The following is a 25329-nucleotide window of genomic DNA, read 5'->3' as shown; positions in this document are numbered from 1 at the left end:
TGCACGCAACCCACAGAATCGTACCAGCCGCAACCAATCAGGGACCAGCGTCTCGCGCCTTGCTCCCGCCACATCCCGCCCTATAGATGCGAGCACTCATCCCTTGCCCGCTAGGAAGTACGACGTCCATGAACCGCCTGTTGCGCTTTGCGATCCTGGGGTCGCTCGCTGTTTCCGCCGCCGCCTGCAGCCATTCGAAGAAGGGCGTCGATGCGGATCTGGCGGCGTCGAAGGTGACGACGATCGGCGTGAACGCCTATCTGTGGCGCGCCACGCTGGACACGCTGAGCTTCATGCCGCTGCTCCAGACCGATTCGAACGGCGGCGTGATCGTGACCGACTGGTATGTGAATCCCAACGTGCCCACCGAGCGGATGAAGGTGACGGTGACCGTGCTCGACCAGGATCTGCGCGCCGATGCGCTGCGCGTCGCGGCGCTGCGCGAAGTAAACCGCAGCGGCGCCTGGGTCTCGGCACCCGTACAGGCCGCCACCGTCCAGAAGCTGGAAGACATCATCCTGACCCGTGCCCGCGACCTGCGCCGCGCGGCCGTCGCCACCAAGTAACCGGAATCAAAATATGGCGTCTCGCTTCAATCCCTTGAAGGCGGACGCGGCGTGGCAGAAGGCGTGGGAGGAAAACCGCACCTTCGCCGCCCGCGACGATTCGCCCAAGCCGAAGTCCTATGTGCTCGAGATGTTCCCCTATCCCTCGGGGCGCATCCATATGGGCCATGTGCGCAACTACACGATGGGGGACGTGCTGGCACGCTTCCGCCGAATGAAGGGCATGGAAGTGCTCCATCCGATGGGCTGGGACGCCTTCGGCATGCCCGCCGAAAATGCCGCGATGGAGAAGAAGGTCCATCCGGGCGCCTGGACCCGCCAGAACATCGCGACGATGAAGGCGCAGCTCAAGCGTCTGGGCTTCGCACTGGACTGGACGCGCGAGATCGCGACCTGCGAGCCCGACTATTACGGCCAGGAACAGGCGCTGTTCCTCGACCTGTACGAAGCAGGTCTCGTCTACCGCAAGGAAAGCGCGGTCAACTGGGACCCGGTCGACATGACCGTGCTCGCCAACGAGCAGGTGATCGACGGGCGCGGCTGGCGCTCGGGCGCGCTGGTCGAGCGGCGCAAGCTCAACCAGTGGTTCCTCAAGATCACCGATTTCGCCGACGACCTGCTCGAAGGGCTGAAGAGCCTCGAGCATTGGCCGGACAAGGTGAAGCTGATGCAGGAAAACTGGATCGGCAAGTCGGAAGGCCTGCAGTTCACCTGGTCGCTATCCACCGGCGAGGGCCTGACCGTCTACACCACGCGGCCGGACACCATCTTCGGCGCGAGCTTCGTCGCGATCGCGGCGGACCATCCGATCGCGCAAGCGCTCGCCGCCGGCAACCCCGAAGTCCAGGCGTTCATCGAGCGCTGCAAGCAGGGCGGCACCACCGCGGCCGAGCTGGAGACGCAGGAAAAGCTCGGCTGGAACACCGGGCTCACCGCGCAGCATCCGTTCGACGCGAGCTGGCAGGTGCCGGTCTATATCGCGAACTTCGTGCTGATGGATTACGGCACCGGCGCCGTGTTCGGCGTGCCGGCGCATGACCAGCGCGACTTCGAATTCGCGACCAAATACGACCTGCCGATCCGCCGCGTCGTCTCCGAAGGCGACAAGACCGATCCCAAGTTCGACGGCACCGAGGCCTACACCGGCCCCGGCACGCTGGTGAACTCGCACTTCCTCGACGGCCTCGACGTGGTCGATGCCAAGCGCGAAGTGATCCGTCGCGCCGAAGAAGGCGGCTGGGGCACCGGCAGCACCGTGTGGCGCCTGCGCGACTGGGGCGTCAGCCGCCAGCGCTATTGGGGCACCCCGATCCCGATCATCCATTGCGAGGATTGCGGGCCCGTCGGCGTGCCGAAGGACCAGCTGCCGGTCTCGCTGCCCGAGGACGTGTCGTTCGACGTGCCCGGCAACCCGCTGGACCGCCACGCGACGTGGAAGCATGTCGATTGCCCCAAGTGCGGCAAGCCCGCGCGGCGCGAGACGGACACGCTCGACACCTTCGTCGATTCGAGCTGGTATTTCCTCCGCTTCGCCAGCCAGCCTTCGGACAAGCCGTTCGACAAGGCAGTGGCCGAGCAGTGGCTGCCGGTCGGCCAGTATATCGGCGGCGTCGAGCATGCGATCCTGCACCTGCTCTATGCGCGCTTCTTCACCCGGGCGCTGCGGCATATCGGCCGCATCGACGTGGCCGAGCCGTTCGCCGGGCTGTTCACGCAGGGGATGGTCACCCACGCCAGCTATTATCAGCTCGAAGAGCATGAGGGGCTGGAGCGGAAGGTGTATTTCGAGCCCACCCAGGTCTCGTTTCGCGCGGACGGATCGGCCTATCTGACCGATACCGGCGCCGAGGTTACCGTCGGCCGCGTCGAGAAGATGTCGAAGTCGAAGAAGAACACCGTCGACCCGACCGAGATCGTCGACCAGTATGGCGCCGATGCGACCCGCTGGTTCGTGCTTTCCGACAGCCCGCCCGAGCGCGACCTGGAATGGAGCGAGAGCGGCATCGAAGGCGCGTGGCGCTTCGTCAACCGGCTATGGCGCCTGTTCGACGGGCTGGAGGCGGCCGAAGGCGAGGACAAGGACCTCGACCGCAAGCTCCACCGCACCATCGCCGGCGTCGCCGAGGACATCGAGGCACTGACCTTCAACAAGGCCGTCGCCAAGCTCTACGAGCTGACCGCGGCGATCGAGAAGGCCAAGCCCTCCGCCTCGCGCACTGCGGCGATCCGCGCGCTGGTCCGCGTCGTGGCGCCGATGGTGCCGCACATTGCCGAAGAGGCCTGGGCGGCGATGGGCGAAACCGGCATGATCGCCGATGCGGAATGGCCGGCGGTCGATCCGGCGCTGCTGATCGACGACGAAGTGACGATCGCGGTGCAGGTCAACGGCAAGCTGCGCGACACGCTGGTGATGCCGAAGGGCGCGGCGAAGGACGTGGTCGAGGCCGCGGCACTTGCGTCGGACAAGATCGTTCGGCTGCTTGAAGGCAACGCACCGCGCAAGATCATCGTGGTGCCCGATCGATTGGTGAACATCGTCGCATGAACAAGACCGTCGCCCTGCTCGCCCCCCTCGCCTTCGCGCTCTCCGCGTGCGGGCTGCATCCGATGTACCAGGGGGGCAGCGGCGGCGCGGTCGCGACGACGCTGTCGGCGGTCGAAGTCGCGCCGATCCAGGGCCAGTCGGGCTGGCTGGTCTCGAACGCGCTCAAGGACCGGCTGGCGAACAATGGCGGCGCGGCGACGTACCGGCTCGAAGTGAAGCTCGACGACCAGATCATCGGCCTGGGCGTACGGCGCGACGACTCGGTCTCGCGCGAGCGGCGGACGCTGCGCGCGCGCTACCAGCTGATCGATTTGCGAAACGGCCAGGTCGTGCTGGACGCCACCGCCGGGTCGGATGCAGGCATTGACGTGGTCGGCTCCGAATACGCCACGATCGCCGCTGAGAAGTCGGCGCTGGAGCGGCTCTCGGGCATCGTCGCCGACCAGATCGTCGCGCGGCTGGCGCGGACGGTGCGCGAAGGCGGCGCGCGGCCCAAGTGAAGGCCAATGCGGGCCAGATCCGCGCGGCGGTAGACTCGCCCAGGCCCGATACCCGGCTCTATTTGCTCCACGGCCCCGACGAAGCGGGCGCCGCCGATCTCGCCCAGCGGCTCGGCAGGGCGCTGGGGCCGGACGTGGAGCGCATCGACATCGACATGAAGATGCTGCGCGATCAGCCCGGGCTTCTCGCCGACGAGGCAGCGTCGCTGTCGCTGTTCGGCGGCGCGCGCTACATTCGGGTGCAGGGCATCGAGGAAGGCGCGGCCGAGGCGATCGCGCTGCTGCTCGGCGCGGAGCGCGCGGGCAACCCGGTGGTCGCGATCGGGCCGAACCTCAAGACCAGTGGCAAGCTGGTGAAGGCCGCGATTGCCGCGCCGACCGCGATGGCCTTCGCCTGCTACGTCCCCGAAGGCGCAGGTGCGGCGCAGCTGGCCGGCACCATCGCGCGGGAGCATGGCCTGCGCCTCACCGGCGACGTGCCGCACCGGCTGGCACTGGCCTCGGCCGGCGACCGCGCGGTGCTGACCCGCGAGATCGAGAAGCTCGCGCTGTTCCTCGACGCCGATCCCGAACATCCGCGCGATGCCGATGGCGCTGCGCTCGACGCGATCGGCGCGGACCTCGGCGAGGGCGAGCTGTTCGGCGCGATCGAGGCGGTGCTCGACGGACGCGTGACGGAGGTTGGTGAGGAGCTGGCCAAGGTCGGCGAAGGCGGCGGCTCGGCGATTCCCTTGATGCGCCAGCTGGTACGCCGCCTGATGACGCTGGCGGAATTGCGCGCCGAGATGGACCAGGGCGCCAGCGTCGACGACGCGATGGAGCGCCACCGCGTGTTCTTCAAGGAACGCCCGGCGACGGGGCGTGCGCTGCGCCGCTGGTCCGCGCCGCAGATCGCGCGGGCGATCGAGCGGGTGCGGACGGCCGAGCGGGCGATGATGAGCAGCGGCAGCGCGGGGGAGTTGCTCGCCGAGGTGGAATGCGTGGCGATCGCCCGGGCAGCGGCACGAGCGAAGGGCTGACAACACGTGCTCCCCTCCCGCAAGCGGGAGGGGAACGTTCGCTCGAAGGGATTCCCTTCCGCTCCTCGGCATGCTTCAAGCGCGGCATGCGTCATCTCGCCCTGCCCGCCCTGCTCGTTCTCCCTATCACCGCACACGCGCAGCAGGCGGTGCTGTTCGACGGCCGCACAACCGCGACTATCGTCCATGACGACGCAACGTCGGCCAAGCTCTCCGGCGAGCTGCTCGCCCGAGACATCGGCAAGCGTGCCGGCAAGACGCCGCTGGTAGCGAGCGACCTCGCCGCCTGCGCCAAGCTCTGCGTCGTCATCGGCCAGAAGGACTCCGCCGTGGTCAGCGCCGTGGCGGCCGATGCGAAGGTCGATCTCGCCGCGCTCGACGGCCAGTGGGAACGCTATATCCGCGTCCTCGCCCCCTCGAAGCAGCACCCCGGCCGGTCCTACTTGCTGATCGCCGGTTCGGACCAACGCGGCGCGATCTGGGGCACCGTGGATCTCAGCCGCGCGATCGGCATCTCGGCCTGGGAATGGTGGGCGGACGTGACGCCGCGCCATGCGGACCGGCTGGTGGTCGACGGCCGCCACCTGCTCTCCGACGCGCCCTCGGTCCAGTATCGCGGCATCTTCCTCAACGACGAGGATTGGGGTCTCCAGCCCTGGGCGGCCAAGACCTATGAGCCCGAGACCGGCGATATCGGCCCCAAGACCTACGCCCGCGTGTTTGAGCTGATGTGGCGGCTCAAGGCCAATCTGATCTGGCCGGCGATGCACGAAAGCACCAAGCCCTTCTACCAGATCCCCGGCAATCCCGAGATGGCGAAAGCCTATGGGATCGTCGTCGGTACCTCGCATGCCGAGCCGATGATGCGCAACAACGTCCGCGAGTGGGACGAGAACACGCAAGGCCCATTCAACTTCTTCACCAATCGCGACCGCATGGTCGACTATTGGCACCGCCGGGTGGACGCGGTGAAGGGCTTCGAGAACGTCTATTCGATCGGCCTGCGCGGCAAGCATGACTCGGCGCTGGAGGGCGCGAAGAGCCCGGAACAGGCGCTCGCCGCCACCACCCAGGCGATCGACCTGCAGCGCGGGCTGCTCGCCACCGCGCAGGGCAAGCCGGCCGATCAGATCCCGCAGGTACTGACGCTCTACAAGGAAGTGCTCGACGTCTATCGCAGCGGCCTCAAGGTGCCCGAGGACGTGACGCTCGTCTGGCCCGAGGACAATTACGGCTATCTCGGGCAGTTGCCCACCGCCGCGGAGCGTGCGCGCAAGGGCGGCTCCGGCCTCTATTACCACATCAGCTATTGGGGCCGGCCGCACGACTATCTGTGGCTGGCGACGACCCATCCCGGGCTGATCCGCGAACAGCTCGACCGCGCCTGGGCGACCGGCACGCGCAAGCTGTGGGTGGTCAATGTCGGCGACATCAAGCCGGGCGAGGTGCTGGCCAGCTATTTCCTCGACATCGCCTTCGACGCGAAGCTGCTGAACAAGCCCGTGCGTGCACAGCTTGCCGAATGGGCCAAGGACCAGTTCGGCGCCGGTGGCCCGGCCGTCGCCGACGTGCTGATGGACTATTACGACCTCGCCTGGGAGCGGAAGCCGGAATTCATGGGCTTCAGCACCGTCGAGCCCGAAACCCCGGTCCGCATCGGCGATTATGTCCGTACCGGCGGCGACGAGGCCCAGGCGCGGATCGCCCGCTATCAGGCGCTGCTTAACAAGGCCGAGGCGCTGGGCGCGACCATGCCCGCCGATCGCCGCGACGCCTTCTTCCAGCTGGTGCTCTATCCGGTGCGCGGTGCGGCCAAGCTCAACGAGCGCAACCTCAAGCTCGATCTCGCCGCGCTCTACGCCCGCCAGGGTCGCGCCAGCGCCAATGCGCTCGCGGAGCAAGCCCGCGCCGCCCACCAGACGATTGTCGCCGACACCGCCGCCTACAATGCCCAGAATGGCGGCAAGTGGCGCGGCATCATGGACATGGCACCGCGCCAGCTCGCGGTGTTCGCCGAGCCCCCCTACCCCAGGATAGACCTCGCGCCCGTCGCCCCCTGCGGCGCCGATGCCCGCGCGCTCGCCTTCGCGCCCGGCAAGCCGGAGACGCGGACCATGACCGTCTACGGCAAGGGCGCGGTGAGCGACTGGAAGGTCGAAGGGCTGGAAGGCGTCGAACTCTCCGCCCGCGCCGGCCGGCTCGATGCGAGCAACGGCTACGAGATGCGGGTCGCGGTGAAGTATGACGGCAAGGGCCCGGTCGCGGCGGGCAAGATCCGCTGCAACGGCGCGATGGTCTATCTCGAGCCGGTGCTCCAGCCCTTCCCCGCCGGCGACGCGACGCCCGAGGTGAACCACATCATTTCGCTCACGCCAGCGGACCTGAAGCTGGCCGGCACGCCTTGGGAGCGCATCAACGAACTCGGCTCGCGCGGCGCAGTATTGCGCAGCAAGCTCGACCTGCCCTCCAGCGACCGCGCCGACACCGCCGCCCCACTCGCCCTGCCCTTCGTTCTGGGCAACAAGGGAGATGCCGAGCTGAAGATCGTCGCCCTGCCGGTCCACGCCCTCACCTCGGCGAACAAGCTGCGCATCGGTTTGCGGGTGGATGGCGGCGCGGTCACCGTGCTCGACTATGAGACCCATGGCCGCAGCGACGAGTGGAAGGCGAATGTCCTCTCCAACGCTGCCGTTCGCACGCTCAAGCTAGGCTTGATGGCGGCCGGCGCCCACAAGATCGAGATCTTCGCGATGGACCCGGGGTTCCTGCTCGACCGGATCGACGTGCGCCTCGACGGCGCCCCCGACTATTACGGCGCGCCACCGACCCGCTGAGCCGCCAGCTCGGCGGCGGCCACGTCACGCAGCCGCCGGGCGACCTCGGGGTTGATCCCGAGATCCTCGGCGGCGCGCTCGCGAGACCCCAGGCTGCGCGGGTCGCGGCCGGTGATCGCGCCGAATTCGACCAGCGCCTCCAGATAATAGCCTTCCGCGCTGGCGTGATACTGGTCCCACGTCCAGAGGTTCACCTGCCCGAACGCGACGCCGTCATAGGGATTGGGATCGGCATAGCCGTCGCGGATCGCGCGGTTCCAGGCGGTGCCGACCGGAAGCACGCTATGGATGCCGTAGCCGGGCGCGAGGCCCAGCCGGTTCGCGGCGAGCAGATCCTCCGCCATCCGGGCGATCGGCAGGCCGAACCAGTGGCCGGACGGCCGATAGGTCTGGTCGGCGCGGGACCAGGTCGCGACGAGGCTGACCTGCGCGGCCGGGTTGCGGGCATGCACCAGCGCGGCGATCGCGCGCGCCGCGGCGAGATGTCGTACCGGATCGCCCGGTCGCTCCGCATCCAGCGTGCTGAAGCCCTGCAGCACCACCACGTCCCACCGCCGGTCGATCAGCGCGCGGCGATTGGCCAAGTGCCATGCGAGGTCCTTGCCCGGCGAGGTCTCCAGGCTGACCTGCCAGTCGAGGCCGGATTGGATCGCGAACGTCTTGAACAGCGCCGGCACGCCGCCGATCCCCTCGCGATTGAGGTCGCTTACCCGATCGGGCCGATAGCGCATCACCGGCGAATTGGCACCGAAGGTGAAGCTGTTTCCGATGAACAGCACCGTCTTCGCCGCTGCGGGTACGGTCCAGGCGAAGCAGACGAGAAGCAGGGCAGCGAAGCGAACGAGGATCGGCATGCCCCGCCTTCTAGCCGCCGAGTCCACCGATTCACAATGACTTGCGCAGGAATTCCCGTTCCCTATTCGTTCGTATGGCAGTATAGCCGGATCATGGCCCCCCAGCCCGTCCGCAAGATCCTGCATATCGACATGGATGCGTTCTACGCTTCGGTCGAGCAACGCGACGATCCTCGCTTGCGCGGCAAGCCGGTCGCGGTGGGATCGGCGGCGGCGCGCGGGGTGGTGGCCGCGGCCAGCTATGAGGCGCGCACGTTCGGCGTACGCTCGGCGCTACCCTCGGTAACGGCGCTGCGGCGTTGCCCGGACCTGATCTTCGTGCGGCCGCGCTTTGACGTGTACAAGGCCGTGTCGCAGCAGATCCATGCGATCTTCGCCGACTATACCGACCTCATCCAGCCGCTGTCGCTCGACGAAGCCTATCTCGACGTGACCGAGGATCGCCGCAGGCTCGGCACCGCCTGGGCGACCGCGAAGGAGATCCGAGCCCGCATCCTGGCGGAGACCGGCCTCACCGCTTCGGCAGGCATTTCGTACAACAAGTTCCTCGCCAAGCTCGCCTCGGATCATCGCAAGCCGAACGGCCAGTTTGCGGTCACCCCGGAGATGGGAGCCGCCTGGGTGGAGACGCTGCCGGTATCGCGATTCCACGGCGTCGGCCCGGTGACGGCTGCCAAGATGCAGCGGCTGGGAATCGAAACGGGCGCGGACCTGCGTGCCAAATCACTGGACTTCCTCCACCAACATTTCGGCAGCAGCGCTGAATGGTATCACCAGATCGTCCGCGGCATCGACGAGCGGCCGGTGAACCCCAATCGCGAGCGCAAGTCGTCGGGCTCGGAAACGACCTTCAGCCGAGACCTGACCGATGATGCCGAGATCGAAGCCGCAGTGCTCGGCCAGGCCGACGACGTATGGGAATGGTGTTCGCGCACGCAGGGCTTCGGCCGCACCGCAACGGTGAAGATCAAGTACGCCGACTTCCAGATCATCACCCGCAGCCGCAGCCAGCCTGCGCCGATTACCAGCCGCGAACAGCTCCACGCTGCCAGCCTTGCGCTGCTGCGATCGGTGCTGCCCACCCCCAAGGGCATACGGCTGGTGGGCGTGACCGTGTCCAACTTCGATCGCAGCGAGGCCGCACCGCTGCCGCTGTTCGGCGCGGCGGCGGCGTCCTAGATCCCGTCGCGGAAATGACCGATAGGGCGCGGCGGCCCCGGCAGCTGCTTGCTCGCGCAATGCCGCTCCGGTCCGCCAAGGCAGATCTGGCAGCCACGGCTGGTCGACACCCCGTTGGAAAGCTGCGCGAACATCTGCAGCGCCTGGCGGCTGGTCAGCGCCGCATGCAGGCTGTCGAAGTCGGAGAGCGCGCCGAAGGTGGCCGTGCTGTTAAGATCGAGGCAGCACATGCCCAGCTGGCCGGTTGCGAAGATGGCCAGCGACGGTGCGGCAGTGAATCCGCAGCGATAGGCGCTCACCAGCCGCCGCTCCACCGCCCAGCGCGGATCATATTCGAGCAGGAGGTTGGCATAGGTGCCAACGGGCCGGGCCGACATGAACACATATTGCACTTGGCCATGAACATCGACCCAGCTCAGGATCGGCAGGTGGTTGCGATCGCCCTGATCGGCTTCCAGGAATGCACGATAGATCGCATTCTGGCTGTTGGCATAGGCGCGTACCTGCGTCTCCTCGCCCAACGCCTCCGCGATGTTCGCGGCGATCGCCTCCCATTTGCGGACATGGTTTAGCATGCGCTCCGGCGTTTCCGGAAACGCGCTGCGGGTCATCTCGTCGACCCGAAGATCCACCGCCCCGTTCGACACCATCTGGTAGAGCCGAACGTGCGAGGGAGCGCGTTCGTCCGCCATCTGCCGCATCAGTGCCGTCACGCGGGCGACCAGCGTTGCATAATCGCCAATCTTGTGGCTGCGCGTTGCCTCATAGCTTTCCTGGCTGTCATTGTGCAGCGAGACCGCGATACCGGACGGATAGTTGCCCGAAAGCTGCTTCAGCTTCTTCTCCACCAGCGTCATGCCGTGCGTGGTGAAGAAGGTCGGGAACGGCAGCTTGCGCTCCCGGATATGCGTCAGGATCTCGGCGATGTTCGGGTGCAGCAACGGCTCGCCATAGGCATTGAGCTGCATGGACCCGACGCTGACCGTGTCCGCCAGCTGATCGATGAGATCCTTCACCTGCTGGAGCGGCAGCCAGGTGCGTGCGTCTTCGCGGAACATGTCCGGGCAGAAGGTGCACTTCTGGTTGCAGTGGTTGGTGATCTCCAGCCAGACCGTGTCGACATGCGGCTTCCCGTCGCGCATCGGATAGGCGGTGACGGCCGGAACCGCGGAAGGCGCAACAAAGCTGCGCAGTAGGCGGACCGCATCCTCCGTCTCGGCGGGATCCAGAAAGGCGATCGCGCCCCCGGCCGACTGCTGTGTCAGCAGGTCGGCAGTTGCGCTGGTCACCGACGGTGCCGCGGCGAATGCCCAGCGGAGATGATCGCCGCCCAGTCGGGAGAGTTCGCCTGTCGCCGCGAGCCGCGCCGCCATAAGGGCGAGCTCGGGCACCAGATCCATCTTGTCGCTGTCGCCAAGCGGAATGGACAGCGCAACGCCCGCCGCCTGATCCGCGGCGGCCATGTCATTGTCGGCGAGCGCGAAGCGCAGCCGGGCGCGATGCGCCGCGATATCGAGGCCAGCGGCGTCGATCCGCGCAAGCGCCGCGGCCTTGTCAGCAAAGCCGAGTTCGGCGGGCACAAGATGCGCGGCGAGATCGTGCGGGCAACCGGCCCAGCGGCAGCGCGCCACCCACGCAGCGCGCGCCAGCCCGGGGCTGGCGCCGTGTTCGCGCGCCTGGACGAGCAACGTCGCCGCCTGCTCATGCGCCTGCGCCGACGACAGCAGTCCTACGAGCGTGAGCAGCCCGACCTCGTTGAGCGTCGTCACATCGCGCGGCGCGTCCCCGTAGATGCCATCCAGCATGAGGTCGAACATCAGCGCGGCTACACCCGACGGAATCGCCTCCATCGCCGCATAGGCCGCCGGCGAGCGCGTATCGGCGCGGAATGCCTCGCTCAGCAGGGCCACGGCCCGCGCGAGCAGGCTTGGCAAGGCGGGAAGGTGCGCCGCCGTCATGCCGTCGAACGGCGCGATCGCAGCGCCCATGCCTGCCAGTCCTTCTGCATCGAGCCGCTGATGCGCGTGATGGATGGCATCGTCGGCGGTTTCCGCGCGAAGGATCGACGATTCGAACATGGCGCTATTCTCCCGTGTCGCCGCCACGGACACCCGGCGACGCCCCCGCACGCGGCGGGCTTTCCACCATTATAGACTTGTCCCAACGCAGGACGGCCCATGCCGCGCGATTCCCGGGCGATCCGTTCGACGCCGCCGCCGGAACCGCATTTCGGGTCGCGCGCTTGGTCGCCTCAACCACGAGAGGGGGACGAGGGGATGCATCCGACGGGGCGCGACGCGCAAAGCCCATGGGCCATGCCTTGGGCCGCCTGGAAATCGGTACTGTGGCGCTGCTGGAACGAGTCGAGCGACGACAATATCGGGCTGATCGCCGCTGGAGTCGCGTTTTACGGCTTTCTCGCGCTGGTGCCGCTGCTGGGCGCGATCGTGCTCTGCTATGGCCTGATCGCCGATACCGCGACGGTGCTGCACGACGTCCGCGCCCTTTCCGCCATCCTGCCGCGCGACGTGGCCGGCGTGATCGGCACCCAGCTGCTTGGCCTTGTCCACAGCCCCGATGGCGACAAGGGCCTCGGCATCCTGATTGCGCTGGGCATCGCCCTGTTCGGCGCGCGCAACGGCGCCGGCGCGATCATCGCCGCGCTCAACATTGCCTATGAGGAAAAGGAGAAGCGCAGCTTCGTCTGGGTCAACCTGACTGCGCTGGCGATCACGCTGGGTGCGGTGATGGCGGCGGTGCTCGCGGCGCTGGCGATGACGATGCTGGGCGCGCTGGACCGGCTGCTGCCCTTTGCCCCCGATGCGCTGCTCGTGCTGGGCAAGGTGGTGAGCCATGTGCTGCTGACGCTCGCGGGGGCGGCCGGTGCGGCGGCACTCTACCGGTTCGGCCCCTCGCGCGCGCGGCCGCGCTGGACGTGGATCACGCCGGGATCGTTGTTCGCGGCACTGCTGTGGCTGGCACTGACGCTCGGCTTCGGCGCCTATGTCCGATATGTCGGGCGCTTCGACGCCACCTATGGCGCGCTCGGCACGATCGTCGCCCTGCTCACCTGGCTGTATCTCTCCGCCTATATCCTGTTGTTCGGCGCCGAGCTGAACTCCGAGCTGGAACACCAGACCGAGCACGACACGACCACGGGCGCCCCCCGCCCGCTCGGCGAACGTCGCGCCTGGGTGGCGGACAACGTCGCCGAGTGAGCGCGCAAACGGCTCGTCGCGTTGCCCGTGGCCCTGCCCGGCCCGCTTCCCCTATAGCGGCGGCCATGCTTCGCATGCCCTTGATCCCGCTGATGCTGGCGCTGCTGTTCGCCGCCGCCCCCGCACGCGCCCAGCAGAACGCCTTCGACCTTGCCGGCCCCGACCTGAAGCTGACTGTCACCCGCGACGGCACGACGCTGCCGATCGGCGCAGTCCCGTCGCTGCTGCCGGGCGACAAGGTGACGGCGGAAGCGACGCTGCCGCCGGACCAATCGGCACACTATCTCCTCGTCGTCGCCTTCCTGCGCGGCGCGACCAACCCGCCCCCCAAGGACTGGTTCTTCGTCGCCGAGACTTGGCGCAAGAAGAAGAACCGGCTCGAGCTGGCGGTGCCCAAAGGCGCAGAACAGGCGGTACTCCTCCTCGCCCCCGACACCGGCGGCGGCTTCGACGCGGTGCGCGACACGGTGCGCGGGCGGCCCGGCGTGTTCGTCCGCGCGGCGCAGGACATGTTCCAGGCCTCGCTCGATCGCGCCCGCCTCGATGCCTTTGTCGCGGCGATCGCGCGGATCGGCGAGAGCGCACCCGAGCGACTGGCAACCGATGCACCCGTGCTCGCCAACGCGCTGCGCATCAAGCTCAATGCCGAATGCCTTGCCCGGCCGCGCGGGCTGCAGGCGGCATGCCTGACGCAGAATCGCGACTCGCTGGTGCTCCAGGCGCAGCGCGGCACGACGCTGGCGGAGACGCTGACCGGCGCGCCGGTAGACCTCGCCTACAGCCTGGCCGCGACGCCCCAGGGCGGCGGCGGCTTTTACAGCCCCTATATCGGACTGGCACGCGATGTGGCGAAGCTGTTCGGCGCCTTCCGCAGCCCGCAATATCAATATCTCCCGGCGATCGCGATCGGTCGGGGCGACACGCTGAAGCTGCTGCTCAATGGCGCACCCTCCTTCCAGAACCCGCGCTCGGTGCTGGTCGCCCCACTGCCTCCACTAGGACCTGCCTCGCCGCCGATCTGGCAGGCGGGCGGGCCGACGCCGGTGTGCCTTGCCAAGCCAGGGCTGGCGCTGCCGCTCGAGGACGCCCCCCTGCTCTACGCCACCGATTTCGGGCGGACTCTGTCGGTGCGGATCACCGGCGCGGACGGCAAGAGCCGCGACCTGCCGGTGACGCCCGATGTCGAGAAAGGCGGCGTCCGGCTGGACGGCGCACTGCCCGCGGACATCGGCACCGTCGCCAATGCGGTGCTGCAGGGCAGCTGGGGTTTTGACCGCTTTTCCGGGCCGCGCCTGCCGGTACAGCTCGATGCGATGGGCGCCTGGCGCGCGACGCCGGACAGCAATGTCGTGGTCGGCCGCGAGCATCCGTTGGTGCTGCGCGGCGGTGCCGCCTTCTGCGTCAGCCAGATCGCGCTGAGCGACGCCGGCGGCACGCGAACCTCGGTGCCGTTCAAGGTGACCGGCCAGGACGAGCTGACCATGACCCTGCCGCTCAAGGACGCGAAGCCTGGCGCGCTCACCCTCGCCGTCGCCCGCTTCGGTACCGCCCCGCCCGACAGCATTCCCCTCACCGCCCGGCTGGAAGCCAGCCGGCTGGATCGCTTCCTCGCCCATGCGGGCGATCAGACGGGGGTGCTCGAGGGCGCCCGGCTCGACCAGGTGACCGGCCTCGACTGGAAGGGCCTGCATTTCGTCGCCGACGCGCTGTCGCGCGGCAGCGAGGGCGATCGGATGGTGATGACGGCGGAAGCCACCATCCCCACCGGGGACGGCGAAGCGGTAGTGCGGCTGCGCGACGGGCGTAGCGTGAAGCTCGCCGTGCGCGGGGCGAGCCCGCGTCCCGCCGCAACCGTGCTGAGCCGCGCTGCCGTATCGCCACTGGCAAAGGAAGGGCTCGCAATCGCCTTGCCCGAGGGCGTGCTGCCCGCCGATGCGGCCATCGACTTCTCCCTCCGCGTGACGCGCGGGACGCTGGGCGATACTGGCGCGGTGGAGATCATTGGCGGCGAGGGAGCCACTGCCAAGCTGCACTTTGCCGATGGCAGCCTCCAGCGCATCGGCAGCGACGTGGTGGTGGCGCATTTCGTCCCGCGGGCGCTGCTCGGGCCGGGCGTGGCGGGACCGCTGCGGTTCCGACTGGTGCAAGCTGGCGCCTCCGGCGACTGGCAGCCGCTAGTTGCCTTGGCCCGCCTCCCCCTGCTCAACGGCCTGAACTGCCCCGCCGAAGGCACCAGCTGCACGCTTGTCGGCCGGGATCTGTTCGTCGTGTCGGCGTTCAGCGGCAGCGCCGACTTCGCCTCGTCGACCCAGGTTCCGCTCGGCTTCGTCGGCACGTCGCTCACGCTGCCGAAGCCGATGGGCAAGAAGCTCTATCTGCGTCTGCATGACGCGCCCGACAACATCGCGAGCGTGTCGCTGCCCGGCTGAATTCCCACGAGGTGGAACCGCCCGCGCGCCGGGATCGTTTAAGAACACAACAGGAACGAATGCGAGGCAATCATGGCGGAATCGCTGCACAATCCGAAGCTCGACGACCATCCCGGCTCGAATACCGAGAAGAACCCCGATGACTGGGTGTCGGGCGACGATCCGATGACGGGCGCGCAAGCGTCTTACCTGACCACCCTGCTCGAGGAAGCAGGCGAGCCGCCGATCGAGGGCACGCTGAACAAGGCCGAAGCCTCGAAGCGGATCGATGCTCTGAAGGAACAGCTCGGCCGCTGATCCGCGGCCGGCCGGTTCAGCCCTGCTTGGCGAGCGTGTCGAACGCCTTAAGCCGGGCGAGCAGCGCCGGCATCTGGTCGAGCGGCACCATGTTGGGGCCGTCGCTGGGGGCGGTGTCGGGGGCCTGATGGGTCTCGATGAACACCGCCGCCACGCCTACCGCGATCGCGGCCCGGGCGAGTGCCGGCACGAACTCGCGCTGGCCGCCCGAACTTGTGCCCTGCCCGCCCGGCTGCTGTACCGAGTGGGTCGCATCGAACATCACCGGATAGCCGGTCTGTGCCATGATCGGCAGCGAACGCATGTCGCTCACCAGCGTGTTGTAGCCGAAACTCGCCCCGCGCTCGCACAGGATCACGTTCTCGTTGCCCGAGGATGCGATTTTCTGCGCGACATTCTTCATGTCCCAGGGGGCGAGGAACTGGCCCTTCTTCACGTTGATCGCGCGGCCGGTATGCGCGGCGGCGACGAGCAGATCGGTCTGGCGGCAGAGAAAGGCCGGGATCTGCAGCACGTCGACCACCTCGGCCACGGGCGCGCACTGGCCGGCATCGTGCACGTCGGTCAGCACCGGGCAGCCGAATTCGGCTTTCACCTCGGCGAACACCTGCAGCGCCGCGTCGATGCCGATGCCGCGCGGCGCGTCGATCGAGGTGCGGTTCCCCTTGTCGAACGAGCTCTTGTAGATGAAGCCGATGCCGAGCTCGGCGCAGAGCCGGGTCAGCGCCTCGGCCATGAAGAAGGCGTGGTCGCGGCTCTCCATCGCGCAGGGTCCCGCGACGAGCACGAACGGCTTGTCATTGGCGATTTCGATGGCACCGACCTTGACCGTCTTCATATTCAAATCCTTCAAAACGCGCCGCATTCGGCGAGGATCGCGTCCACGTCGCGTCCACGCGCCGCCTGCATTCGGATGCGTGCCTCATTGGAGAGCACGTTCCACGCGGCTTCCTCGATCTCGGGCCACAGCGCCCTGGGCACTGCCACTATCCCATCCGCATCGGCAAATACCACATCGCCGTTGGCGATCGTCACGTCGCCCATCGTGATCGGGCGGTTCATCGCCTTGAGCGTGCCTTCATATTTGATGTCGTCGCAGGTCTGCCCGCGGGCAAAGACCGGCAGGCCGAGCGCGCGCACATCGGCGGTATCACGCGTCGCGCCGTCGATCACCGCGCCCACCGCGCCCGAGCGGATCGCGAGATTGGCGTTGAGATCGCCGAAATAGGCATATTCGGGAACGTCGGTGGCCACCATGATCACGTCGCCGGGGCGCACGAAGCGATAGGATTGCAGCGCGCCGTAGATGCCGTGCCAGGGCCCGTCGGGCGAGCGATCCGGGCGCTGGGCGAGCGCCGCCAGCTCGATCGTCTTGGCGCGGCCGAGGAACTTGCCGCCGCTGGTCGGGCGCAGCGCCTTGGGCAGCACCACCCGGTGGCCGCGCTCCTTCAGGATATCTGAGAGGACCGGCGAGGAAAGGTGCGGCAGCATCGCGCGGAACCTGGTCACCTCGGCCTGGCGGAAGCCGGCGGCGACCGTCTCGGCGATAACGAGGTCGTGATGGTGGTTGATGTCGATCTGCTCGATCGGATCGAGATCGAACAGGATCGGACGGGTACCGAAGCGGCGGGAAGCCGCCCCGTCGCCGGTGCGCCGGACGATGTAGAGACTCATTGCCTCGACGATCGTCTCGGGCAGCTCGACGCTGTTGGGAATGCGGCCGGTGCCATAGACGGGGCCCTGCCCGGTCCAGCAATATTGCTTCGCCCGCGTGACCGCGACGAGGCTGTCCGCCTCCGGCTCGGCGAGCAGCCGCTCGATCGCACGGCCGATCGTCTCGGCGGTGACGAAGGGCGCGGTGCAGAGCAGCTGGATCCAGATATCGGCATCCGGGCGCTGCGCACATTCCCAGGCGAACATGCCGTGCCCATCGGTTGCGTTGGTCGCCAGCTCGGCCGGGCGCTCCAGCCAGGTCACCGGCAGGTCGCTGGCCATGTCGGCCATCGCCTTGCTCTCGGTATCGAGGCAGACTTCGGTGATCGCTGGACAATCCAGCGCCTGAAGCAGCTTGCGCTTGAACAGGTGCTCGCCGTCCAGGATGCGCGTGTTCTTGTCCGAGACGCGCTCGCTATTGCCCTTGGCGGGGACGAAGGCGACGATCTTCAGGGGCTTAGCCATTCATCATATCCTTGGCATGCAACATGCCGTGCAGACGTCCCTCGTCGTCGACCACGGGCAGAACCAGAAATCCCCCTTCGCGCTCGCGCAGCAGCAGCAGCGCGTCGCCCAGCGTCGCGGCGACGTCGATCACCTGCGGGTGGGGCTGCATCAGCGCAGCGGCGGGGGTATCGTAGACATCGCGGCGCGATTGGAAGTGGCGGCGCACATCGCCGTCCACTACCAGGCCCAGCAGGCGCTGCTCGGCATCGACCACGCAGGCCGCGCCCATCCGCCCCGCCGACATGGCGGCGAGCAGGTCCGCGACCGGCGCCTCGGGGCCGACCTTGGGAAGCTCGTCGCCGGTCCGCATCAGCGTGCGCAGCGGGATCGACTGCCGCCCCAGCAGCCCGGCCGGGTGGTGTCGCAGGAAATCGGCGCGAGTGAACCCACGCGAGCGGCTGACCGCCACGGCCAGTGCATCGCCGATCGCGAGCTGGAGCGTCGTGCTGCATGTCGGCGCCATGCCAATATGGTCGGCCTCGCCGGCGGTGATCGCAGGGATGAGGATGTCGACCGCGCGGCCAAGCGGAGAATCGGGCCGCCCGACGACGCCGATAAGCACGCAAGCACGTGCCTTTAGCAGCGGCAGGATGCGCGCAATCTCGTCCGTGGTGCCGCTGTTCGAGAAGAGCAGCACGACATTGCCGTCCTGCACCGCGCCGAGATCGCCATGCGCCGCCTCGCCGGCATTGAGCGCGAAGGCGGGCGTGCCGAGGCTGGAGAAGGTCGCCGCGATCTTGGCCGCGATCAACCCGGACTTGCCCATGCCAAGGCAGGTGAGTGGGCTCGCCTGCCCGGCGATCGCGACGACCGCGTCGGTGAGCGACGGCGGCAGCACCGCTTCGAACGCCTGCAGCGCGCGGCGCTCCGCCGCAATCACCTCGCCTGCCCAGGCAAGCGCGGTGCCCGGCGCGGACTGCGGGGCACGGGTGACGGCCCCGATCTTCATGCCGCGAGTTCCTCGGAGCCGGCGGGGCGCGCCAGCAAGCCTAGCCCGACCTCCCAGCGCGACGGGTCCAGCGGACGCAGGGCGTGCGCGATCACCCTTGCGCCGGTCAGCGCCGGATCGGTCGGATGGAAGGCCTCGTTTGCATAGTGATAGCCGAACCAGCGCCGGACGAGCGCGGCGTCAGGGCGCGCAGCGGTGCCGGCGGACACGGCGGCGAGGAAGCGGAAAAGATCGGTTTCCATATGCAGCCAAGGCGCGCTTTCGAAGCGGGTTGCGCGGTACATCGGGGTGCCGAAGGCGGCTGCAGTGGCGAAGGTCTTGGAATCGCCGAGCAGGACGCCGTCGACATGCGCGAGCAGCGCCGTGGTGGCGGATTGGCCGAGGGCGGCAGGATCCGCCAGGACGGGCCCGTCGAGCGCGTGGATGGCGTCGTATAGGGGCTGGCGTTCGACATAGAGGCTGTTGAGCGGGTGATCGGTCACCACCAGCGTCATGCCCGCCGCCGCGACCGACTCTGCGGCCTGACGGACGAGCGCTTCATCGTCGAGGCCGCCGGGCCGGTGCTGCAGATAGAAATTCTCGGCATGGGCATATTCGAGCGGGAGCAGGATCGCCGGACGATCCAGCGGCAGGTCGAACGCACCGAAGACGGTCGCACGATCGGGGATTGCGGCCCGCCAATGCGCCTGCATGTCGTCCCAGCAGGGCGTGATCAGCGCATCGATCTGCGCCGCCTGCTGCGCCGTCAGCTCCGGCATCGCACCGTTCGCGAAGGGCGATTCGGGCAGAAAGATGGTGTTCGGCCGGTCGCCGAGATCGAAGGGGGTAAGCACCGCTTCCATGATGTGGCGGACGACACCCGGAAAGCGGCGCGGCGTGTCGACATCGGCGCTGCGGCACAGCACCAGATCGGGCGCAATCGCTGCCACAAAGGCGACCAGGCCTTCGGGATCGGCCGGCACCGTACGCAGGCTGGGGTGATCGGCATCGTCGACGATCGACCATTGCACCCCGTCAAGATCGGCACAGCGTTCCAGCTGATCGGCACCGATGCCGGTATTCTGCCACGGCGCGGGCGCAAGGACGTGGACTTCCGCGACCGCTGCGACACGCCGGATCAGCGGTTCGAATACCTGGTCGAACCACCACGGCGTCATCACCGGAAGGTAGAAGAGGATCTTCACCGAACCATGCCCCCGGAACGCATCGGCGGGGTGCCGTTCAGACGAAGGACGCGTTCTGCCAAGGCCTGCTCCACTGCACATCGGGAGACAGAACCCGTCTCCACCTGTCTCTTATAGGAACAGCGCCACCCGCACCGGGCGCGGACGCTAGGAAAAACTTGCCTAGTCCTCCTCCCTTCCGGAACCCGCAGCCATCGCGACCGGTTGGGCCGGCAATCCCCTGAAGACGGTTCCGGAGCGTGCCATGGCCGACCAGCAACGATCCTCGCGCCTGCTCACCGTGCTCGCCGCGATCCTTGCCTTGGTGGGGCTTGCGATCGGCGGCGGAGGGCTCTGGCTCGCGCTGCTGGGGGGATCTGTCTATTATCTGCTGGCCGGGCTGGCGCTGATCGCCAGCGCATGGCTGCTATATCGCCGCAAGCCGATGGCGCTGCTGCTATACGCGCTGCTGCTCGTCGCGACGATGATCTGGGCCGTGGCCGAAGCGGGCTGGGATTTCTGGGCGCTGGCCCCACGCGGCGACATCCTCGTGCCGCTGGGGGTCGTGCTCGCACTGCCGGCCGTGGTCCGCCGGCTCGGCTCGCCGCGCTGGCCGGGCCGCGCCTGGCCGCTGGTCGGCAGCCTAGGGCTGGCGGCGCTGGTGCTGCTCGTAACCGCCTTCACCAACCCGCACGACCTTGCCGGCAGCCTGCCCGGGGCCCGCGGCGTCGCGCCCGCCAGCGTCCTTGGCGGCACGCCCCGGGAGGACTGGAACGCCTATGGCCGGTCGTGGCGCGGCGATCGCTGGTCGCCGATCGACCAGATCACTCCCGCCAATGTTGGTCGACTCGAAAAAGCATGGGAATTCCACACCGGCGATCTGAAGACCGGCGCCGACCCCGACGAGTTCACCTATGAAGTGACGCCGATCAAGGTGGGCGACCGCGTCTATCTGTGCTCGCCGCACAACATCGTCTTCGCGCTGGATGCGGAGACGGGCCAGCAGGTCTGGCGTTACGATCCGCAGATCCGCGCCTCGCAGGACATGCAGCACCTCACCTGCCGCGGCGTATCCTATCACAGCAATGGCGCCGCGCCCGGCACCGGCGGCATCTGCGCCAACCGGATCCTCATGGGCACCAACGATGCGCGCCTGATCGCGCTCGACGCTGCCAGCGGCCGTCCCTGCCCCGGGTTCGGCACGGGCGGGCAGGTCGATGTGTGGCCGGGCCTGCCCGGCCAGCAGCGTGGCTGGTGGCAGATCACCTCGCCGCCCGTCATCATCGGCAATCTCGCGATCTTCGGTGGCGCGGTCTATGACAACAAGACGACCTTCATGCCCTCGGGCGTGGTGCGCGCCTATGACGTGACCAGCGGCCGCGCCGTCTGGGCATTCGATCCGGCTAATCCCGGCGACACGACCCCCAAGGCCCCCGGCGCCGGCCGCTACGTGCCCTCCAGCCCGAACAGCTGGACCATCGCCGCCGCCGATCCCGCGCTGGGCCTCGTCTACATTCCGACCGGCATGGCCGCGATCGACCAATGGGGTGGCCGCCGCACGCCGGAGACCGAGCGCTTCGCAACCTCCGTGATCGCGCTCGAGGCGGCGACCGGCAAGGTGCGCTGGAGCTTCCAGACGGTCCATCACGACCTGTGGGACATGGACGTTCCCGCCCAGCCCGCACTCGTGGACCTGAACCTGCCCGGCAAGGGCCGAGTACCGGCGCTGATTCAGTCGACCAAGACCGGCAACCTGTTCGTGCTCGATCGGCGTACCGGCGAGCCGCTCGTCCCCGTACGCGAGATCGCCGTGCCCCAGGGTGCCGCCGCCGGCGACCGCACCTCCCCTACCCAGCCCGAGTCCGCGCTGAGCCTCATGTCCAAGGAGCGCGTGACGGACGCGGACATGTGGGGTGCAACGATGTTCGATCAGCTCGCCTGCCGGATCAAGTTCAAGCGTCTGCGCTATGAGGGACCCTACACGCCGCCGTCGCAACAGGGCACCCTGGTCTTTCCAGGCAATTTCGGGGTGATGGACTGGGGCGGCATGGCGATCGATCCCGTGCGGATGATCGCCTTTGCCCACCCCAACTACATGGCCTTTGTCGACCGGCTGGTTCCGCGGCCCGAATCCGACGCCGCCGATCCGAAGCTGCGCGGACCGGCCGGAGGATCGGATTTCGGGGGATCGGACATCAAGGGCTTCAATCCGAATACGGGCGCCCCGTTTGCCGTTGCCCTCAATCCTTTCCTCTCGCCGCTCGGCCTGCCCTGTCAGGCCCCGCCCTGGGGCTATGTCGCCGGCATCGATCTGGTGAGCGGCAAGAAGGTCTGGCAGCATCGCAACGGCACGTCGCGTGACCAGACCCCGGTACCGCTGCCTTTCAAGCTGGGAGTCCCCTCGCTGGGCGGCCCCATGCTGACGGCAGGCGGCGTCGCGTTCATGGGATCGGCGCTCGACTATTATCTGCGCGCCTATGACGTGACGACGGGCAAGGTGCTGTGGCGCGGACGGCTTCCCGCCGGCGGCCAGGCCACGCCGATGAGCTATTGGTCGGCCCGCAGCGGGCGCCAGTTCGTCGTCATCGCGGCAGGGGGGCACGGCTCGCTCGGCACCAAGCGGGGCGATTCGATCATCGCCTACGCGCTGCCGCGTCGGTGATGTCCCGCGTCGTTACGGGTTAGGTATTGATCCAGGATATAGGTTTGACTTTTCTCGTGAAATACATGCCTGCTCCAGCAGGGACCTAGTTGTCCCTTGTAACGGGGACGGTCCAGAGGTGCGACGTTCGCTGATCCTGATGGGTCTGACCGGCATGGTGCCGATCGTCGTGCTCGGCGCGGCCTATGGCGCGGTGACCTTGCGGGAACAGCGTGCGTCGCTGGATCGGCAGGCAGCGCTCGCCAGTCGCTCCACCGCGCGCCTGATAGGGAGCGAGATCGCCGCAACGCTGGACGCGGTGAAGATGATCAGCCGTTCGCCTTCGCTCGATTCCGCCATCGACCGGCCGCGATTCTCCCAACTGGGAATGCGGCTGATGGAGGATCACCCCGACTGGAGCACGCTGAGCATCGCGGATCCGGCCGGCAACCGGATCCTCGACCTGCCACGTCCCATTGGCGGCCATCTCGGCAAAGTCGTAGACGGGGCGAGCCTTGCGGAAACGGTGCGAACGCGCCGGCCGCAGGTGGGGCATGTCGTCCGTGGGCCTGGCGGCGCCGTTGCCTTCGCCGTGCGGGCACCCGTCCTCCAGGACGGCGCCGCCCGCTATGTCGTCTCCGCGGTCGTGCCGGCGCGGGCCATGCAGCGTCTGCTGCGCTCCGAGGACGTGCCGCCCGGGTGGCGCTTGCGGCTGTTCGACGGGCGCGGCGCGCTGGTCGCCCAATCCGGTGCGCTGGATCAGGACGCCGCGCAGGCGACGCGTGTCGCCATTCCGGAGGCAGGATGGCGGGTGGAAGTAGCCGTTCCGCGGGGCAGCTTCACCGCGCTTACCCGGCAGACGCGCATGGTGCTGATCGGGGGGGGGCTGTTGGCACTGACCCTCTTCGCCGCGCTGGGTTTCGCCCTGGTCGTCGAGCTCCGCCGCTTTCGCCAGCGCCAGGCGGCGACCGTGCAGGCCCAGCGCCTCGAAGCGCTGGGGCGGCTCACCGGCGGCGTGGCGCATGATCTCAACAACCTGCTGACGCCGATACTGGGCGGGCTGGACCTGCTGCGCGCGCGTATCGGCGACGATGCCAAGGCGCTACGCTACATCGATAGCGCTACCCATAGTGCCGAACGGGCCCGCACCCTCGTCGCGCGGCTGCTCGCCTATGCCAAGCGCCAGGCGCTGATGCCCGAGGCCATCCTGGTCGGGACGATGCTCACCGATCTGCACGAACTGCTGCAACGATCGGTGGGACCGGCGATCGGCTGCACCATCGATGCTGACAATGATCTGCCGGCGGTGCGGGCCGATCGCAACCAGCTCGAACTGGCCGTGCTCAATCTGGTGATCAACGCGCGCGATGCGATCCGGACCGGCGGACGGATCAGCGGCACCATCACCGTCTCGGCCCGGCCCGCCCGCCGCGATGAAACACGCGGACTGGCGCGGGGCGACTATCTGGCGCTTGCCGTACGCGATGATGGCTGCGGGATGGACGCTGCGACCCTGCGCCGGGCGATGGAGCCCTTCTTCACGACCAAGACCGGGGATCGCGGAACCGGGCTGGGCCTGTCGATGGTCCATGGCTTCGCAGAGCAATCGGCGGGTCGGCTGGTACTCGAAAGCACGCCGGGCCAGGGCACCAACGCCACGCTTGTCCTGCCGGCGACCGAGCCCCCCGATGCCATCGCCGATCCGGTCCGCGACCGGCCTACGCGCACGGCCGAAATCCTCCTGGTCGATGATGATGCCGCGGTTCGCGAAGCCGCGGCAGAAGTGCTGCGGGCGCACGGCCATCAGGTGGCGGAAGCGGAATCGCTCAGCGAGGGGATGGCCGTACTCGCCGGGGCGCCGGGCACGGCACTGGTCATCACCGATTACATGATGCCCGGCGGCACCGGCGGCGAGTTCATTCACCGCGCCCGTGGCGCCGGCCTGCCCCAGCCATTCCTGCTGCTGACCGGCTATACCGATACCGCCGAGGACCTGCCCGGGGACGTACCGCAACTCCGCAAGCCGTTTCGCGAGCGCGAGCTGCTGGACGCCGTGGACGCGCTGCTCGGCTGAGCGTCACATCTCGCCCGGGCCGGGCAGCCAGACGGGATCGAACCGGATCTGCCGCGGCGGCACCGGCGAGATCTTCCGCAGTCGCTCGAGGTCGACAAGGCTGATGCGCTGCCCGTGCCGGGCGATCAGGCCCTCGCGCTCGAGCAGCCGCATCGTGCGGTTGACGTGGACGGCGGTGAGCCCCAGCACGTCTCCGAGCAGTTCCTGCGTCAGCGGCATGTCGAAACAGGCATTCTCCACCGCGCCGATCTTGGCGAGGCGATCGTGCAGATCGAGCAGCAGCCGCACCAGCCGCTCGCGCGCCGAGGCCTTGCCCATCGCCGCGACGATATCCATCAGCGCCAGCCGCTCGACCTGCACCGACATGAAGAACAACGGCCCGAGCCGCGGATAGGCGATCAGCAACTCGCGCAATCGGGTCAGCGGCAGGGCAGCGACGCGGCAATCGGTGATCGCCGTCAGCGTGTCCGCAGCGTGGTGCAGGACCATGCTCGGGGTACCCAGCATGTCGCCGGCGATATGCACCTTCACGACCTGTCGCTGGCCGCTCGGCAATCGGATCGCCGAGGTCACCCAGCCTTCTATCAGCATATAGATGGAGTCGACGGCGGCACGCTCGCGCCGGATGACGCTCTGCCGGCGATGCAGCGCGGCGGATTCCCCCAGCGCGCGCAGCACGGCCGCTTCATCTTCCGTCAGCGATCCCTGTTCGTTAAACCGCGTGAGCGGGTAGTTCGGCATCCAGATGCTCCCCTGTGCTGGATGAGTCCCTCACCGGCTGACGCCGGCGATCGGCGCGGCGGCCGTCGATCCCGAACCGTCTGCGCGCGTAACGACGCGT

Annotated in this window: 18 protein-coding genes; 11 read left to right on the top strand and 7 right to left on the bottom strand. The window is 68.2% G+C overall.

Annotation, left to right across the window (positions count from 1 at the left end; all coding sequences use genetic code 11):
- The first annotated feature begins 128 nt into the window (after window positions 1-128).
- From OIM94_RS12380 to OIM94_RS12360, 5 genes are all read left to right on the top strand, one after another.
- Entirely contained in the window at window positions 129-566 is a 438-nt protein-coding gene (locus tag OIM94_RS12380) for a DUF3576 domain-containing protein (RefSeq protein WP_264607024.1), read from the top strand.
- A gap of 13 nt (window positions 567-579) precedes the next feature.
- Window positions 580-3111 (top strand): leucine--tRNA ligase, encoded by a 2532-nt coding sequence (gene leuS / locus OIM94_RS12375; protein WP_264607023.1) that lies wholly within the window; start codon window positions 580-582, stop codon window positions 3109-3111.
- Window positions 3108-3611, top strand: coding sequence for an LPS assembly lipoprotein LptE (lptE, locus tag OIM94_RS12370; RefSeq protein ID WP_264607022.1), 504 nt, complete (start codon window positions 3108-3110; stop codon window positions 3609-3611). Before leuS ends, lptE begins: the two co-directional genes overlap by 4 nt.
- Window positions 3608-4630, top strand: a complete 1023-nt coding sequence (gene holA, locus OIM94_RS12365) for a DNA polymerase III subunit delta (protein WP_264607021.1) — start codon at window positions 3608-3610, stop codon at window positions 4628-4630. The genes lptE and holA overlap by 4 nt, the downstream gene beginning before the upstream one ends.
- Window positions 4631-4716: 86 nt before the next feature.
- On the top strand, window positions 4717-7464 hold the full coding sequence (locus tag OIM94_RS12360; protein WP_264607020.1) for a glycosyl hydrolase 115 family protein: 2748 nt from the start codon (window positions 4717-4719) through the stop codon (window positions 7462-7464).
- Here the strand turns inward: OIM94_RS12360 and OIM94_RS12355 are convergent.
- On the bottom strand, window positions 7440-8318 hold the full coding sequence (locus tag OIM94_RS12355) for a PEP-CTERM sorting domain-containing protein (RefSeq protein WP_264607019.1): 879 nt from the start codon (window positions 8316-8318) through the stop codon (window positions 7440-7442). The genes OIM94_RS12360 and OIM94_RS12355 overlap by 25 nt on opposite strands.
- Window positions 8319-8411: 93 nt before the next feature.
- Between OIM94_RS12355 and dinB the strand changes: the two genes are divergently transcribed.
- On the top strand, window positions 8412-9497 hold the full coding sequence (gene dinB / locus OIM94_RS12350) for a DNA polymerase IV (protein ID WP_264607018.1): 1086 nt from the start codon (window positions 8412-8414) through the stop codon (window positions 9495-9497).
- Here the strand turns inward: dinB and OIM94_RS12345 are convergent.
- Complete coding sequence (locus OIM94_RS12345) at window positions 9494-11575, bottom strand: radical SAM protein (RefSeq protein WP_264607017.1); 2082 nt, start codon at window positions 11573-11575, stop codon at window positions 9494-9496. The genes dinB and OIM94_RS12345 overlap by 4 nt on opposite strands.
- 237 nt (window positions 11576-11812) lie before the next feature.
- On the opposite strand from OIM94_RS12345, the gene OIM94_RS12340 reads away from it, so the two are divergent.
- The 3 genes from OIM94_RS12340 (at window position 11813) to OIM94_RS12330 (ending at window position 15441) form a co-directional block, all read left to right on the top strand.
- Window positions 11813-12715 (top strand): YihY/virulence factor BrkB family protein, encoded by a 903-nt coding sequence (locus tag OIM94_RS12340; RefSeq protein WP_264607016.1) that lies wholly within the window; start codon window positions 11813-11815, stop codon window positions 12713-12715.
- Between the two features lie 65 nt (window positions 12716-12780).
- A complete protein-coding gene (locus OIM94_RS12335) occupies window positions 12781-15144 on the top strand; it encodes a hypothetical protein (RefSeq protein WP_264607015.1) in 2364 nt (787 codons plus the stop codon).
- Window positions 15145-15216: 72 nt separating this feature from the next.
- Complete coding sequence (locus tag OIM94_RS12330) at window positions 15217-15441, top strand: DUF3072 domain-containing protein (RefSeq protein WP_264607014.1); 225 nt, start codon at window positions 15217-15219, stop codon at window positions 15439-15441.
- Window positions 15442-15457: 16 nt separating this feature from the next.
- On the opposite strand, the gene kdsA is transcribed toward OIM94_RS12330, so the two are convergent.
- The 4 genes from kdsA to OIM94_RS12310 are packed head-to-tail and all read right to left on the bottom strand — an operon-like array spanning window position 15458 to window position 19794.
- Window positions 15458-16279 carry a 3-deoxy-8-phosphooctulonate synthase gene (gene kdsA / locus OIM94_RS12325; RefSeq protein ID WP_264607013.1) on the bottom strand — a complete coding sequence of 274 codons (822 nt, stop codon included), beginning with the start codon at window positions 16277-16279 and terminating at the stop codon, window positions 15458-15460.
- Window positions 16280-16290: 11 nt separating this feature from the next.
- Window positions 16291-17619, bottom strand: a complete 1329-nt coding sequence (locus OIM94_RS12320) for a cytidylyltransferase domain-containing protein (RefSeq protein ID WP_264607012.1) — start codon at window positions 17617-17619, stop codon at window positions 16291-16293.
- Window positions 17612-18610 carry a KpsF/GutQ family sugar-phosphate isomerase gene (locus OIM94_RS12315; RefSeq protein WP_264607011.1) on the bottom strand — a complete coding sequence of 333 codons (999 nt, stop codon included), beginning with the start codon at window positions 18608-18610 and terminating at the stop codon, window positions 17612-17614. The genes OIM94_RS12320 and OIM94_RS12315 overlap by 8 nt, the downstream gene beginning before the upstream one ends.
- Window positions 18607-19794 carry a hypothetical protein gene (locus OIM94_RS12310; protein WP_264607010.1) on the bottom strand — a complete coding sequence of 396 codons (1188 nt, stop codon included), beginning with the start codon at window positions 19792-19794 and terminating at the stop codon, window positions 18607-18609. The genes OIM94_RS12315 and OIM94_RS12310 overlap by 4 nt, the downstream gene beginning before the upstream one ends.
- Before the next feature lie 244 nt (window positions 19795-20038).
- Here OIM94_RS12310 and OIM94_RS12305 point away from each other — a divergent pair, with 244 nt between their 5' ends.
- Complete coding sequence (locus OIM94_RS12305; protein WP_264607009.1) at window positions 20039-22435, top strand: membrane-bound PQQ-dependent dehydrogenase, glucose/quinate/shikimate family; 2397 nt, start codon at window positions 20039-20041, stop codon at window positions 22433-22435.
- 118 nt (window positions 22436-22553) lie between these two features.
- Window positions 22554-24488 carry an ATP-binding protein gene (locus OIM94_RS12300; RefSeq protein ID WP_264607008.1) on the top strand — a complete coding sequence of 645 codons (1935 nt, stop codon included), beginning with the start codon at window positions 22554-22556 and terminating at the stop codon, window positions 24486-24488.
- Window positions 24489-24491: 3 nt separating this feature from the next.
- Here the strand turns inward: OIM94_RS12300 and OIM94_RS12295 are convergent, their stop codons facing one another.
- The gene (locus OIM94_RS12295; RefSeq protein ID WP_264607007.1) at window positions 24492-25229 is read right to left on the bottom strand and encodes a Crp/Fnr family transcriptional regulator; all 738 of its coding nucleotides are present in this window, start codon (window positions 25227-25229) and stop codon (window positions 24492-24494) included.
- Window positions 25230-25329: the final 100 nt, after the last annotated feature.

The organism is Sphingomonas sp. R1, assembly GCF_025960285.1.
Lineage (GTDB): Bacteria > Pseudomonadota > Alphaproteobacteria > Sphingomonadales > Sphingomonadaceae > Sphingomonas.
The sequence above is the reverse complement of the archived record's forward strand: the minus strand, read 5'-3'. Positions and strand labels throughout refer to the sequence as shown.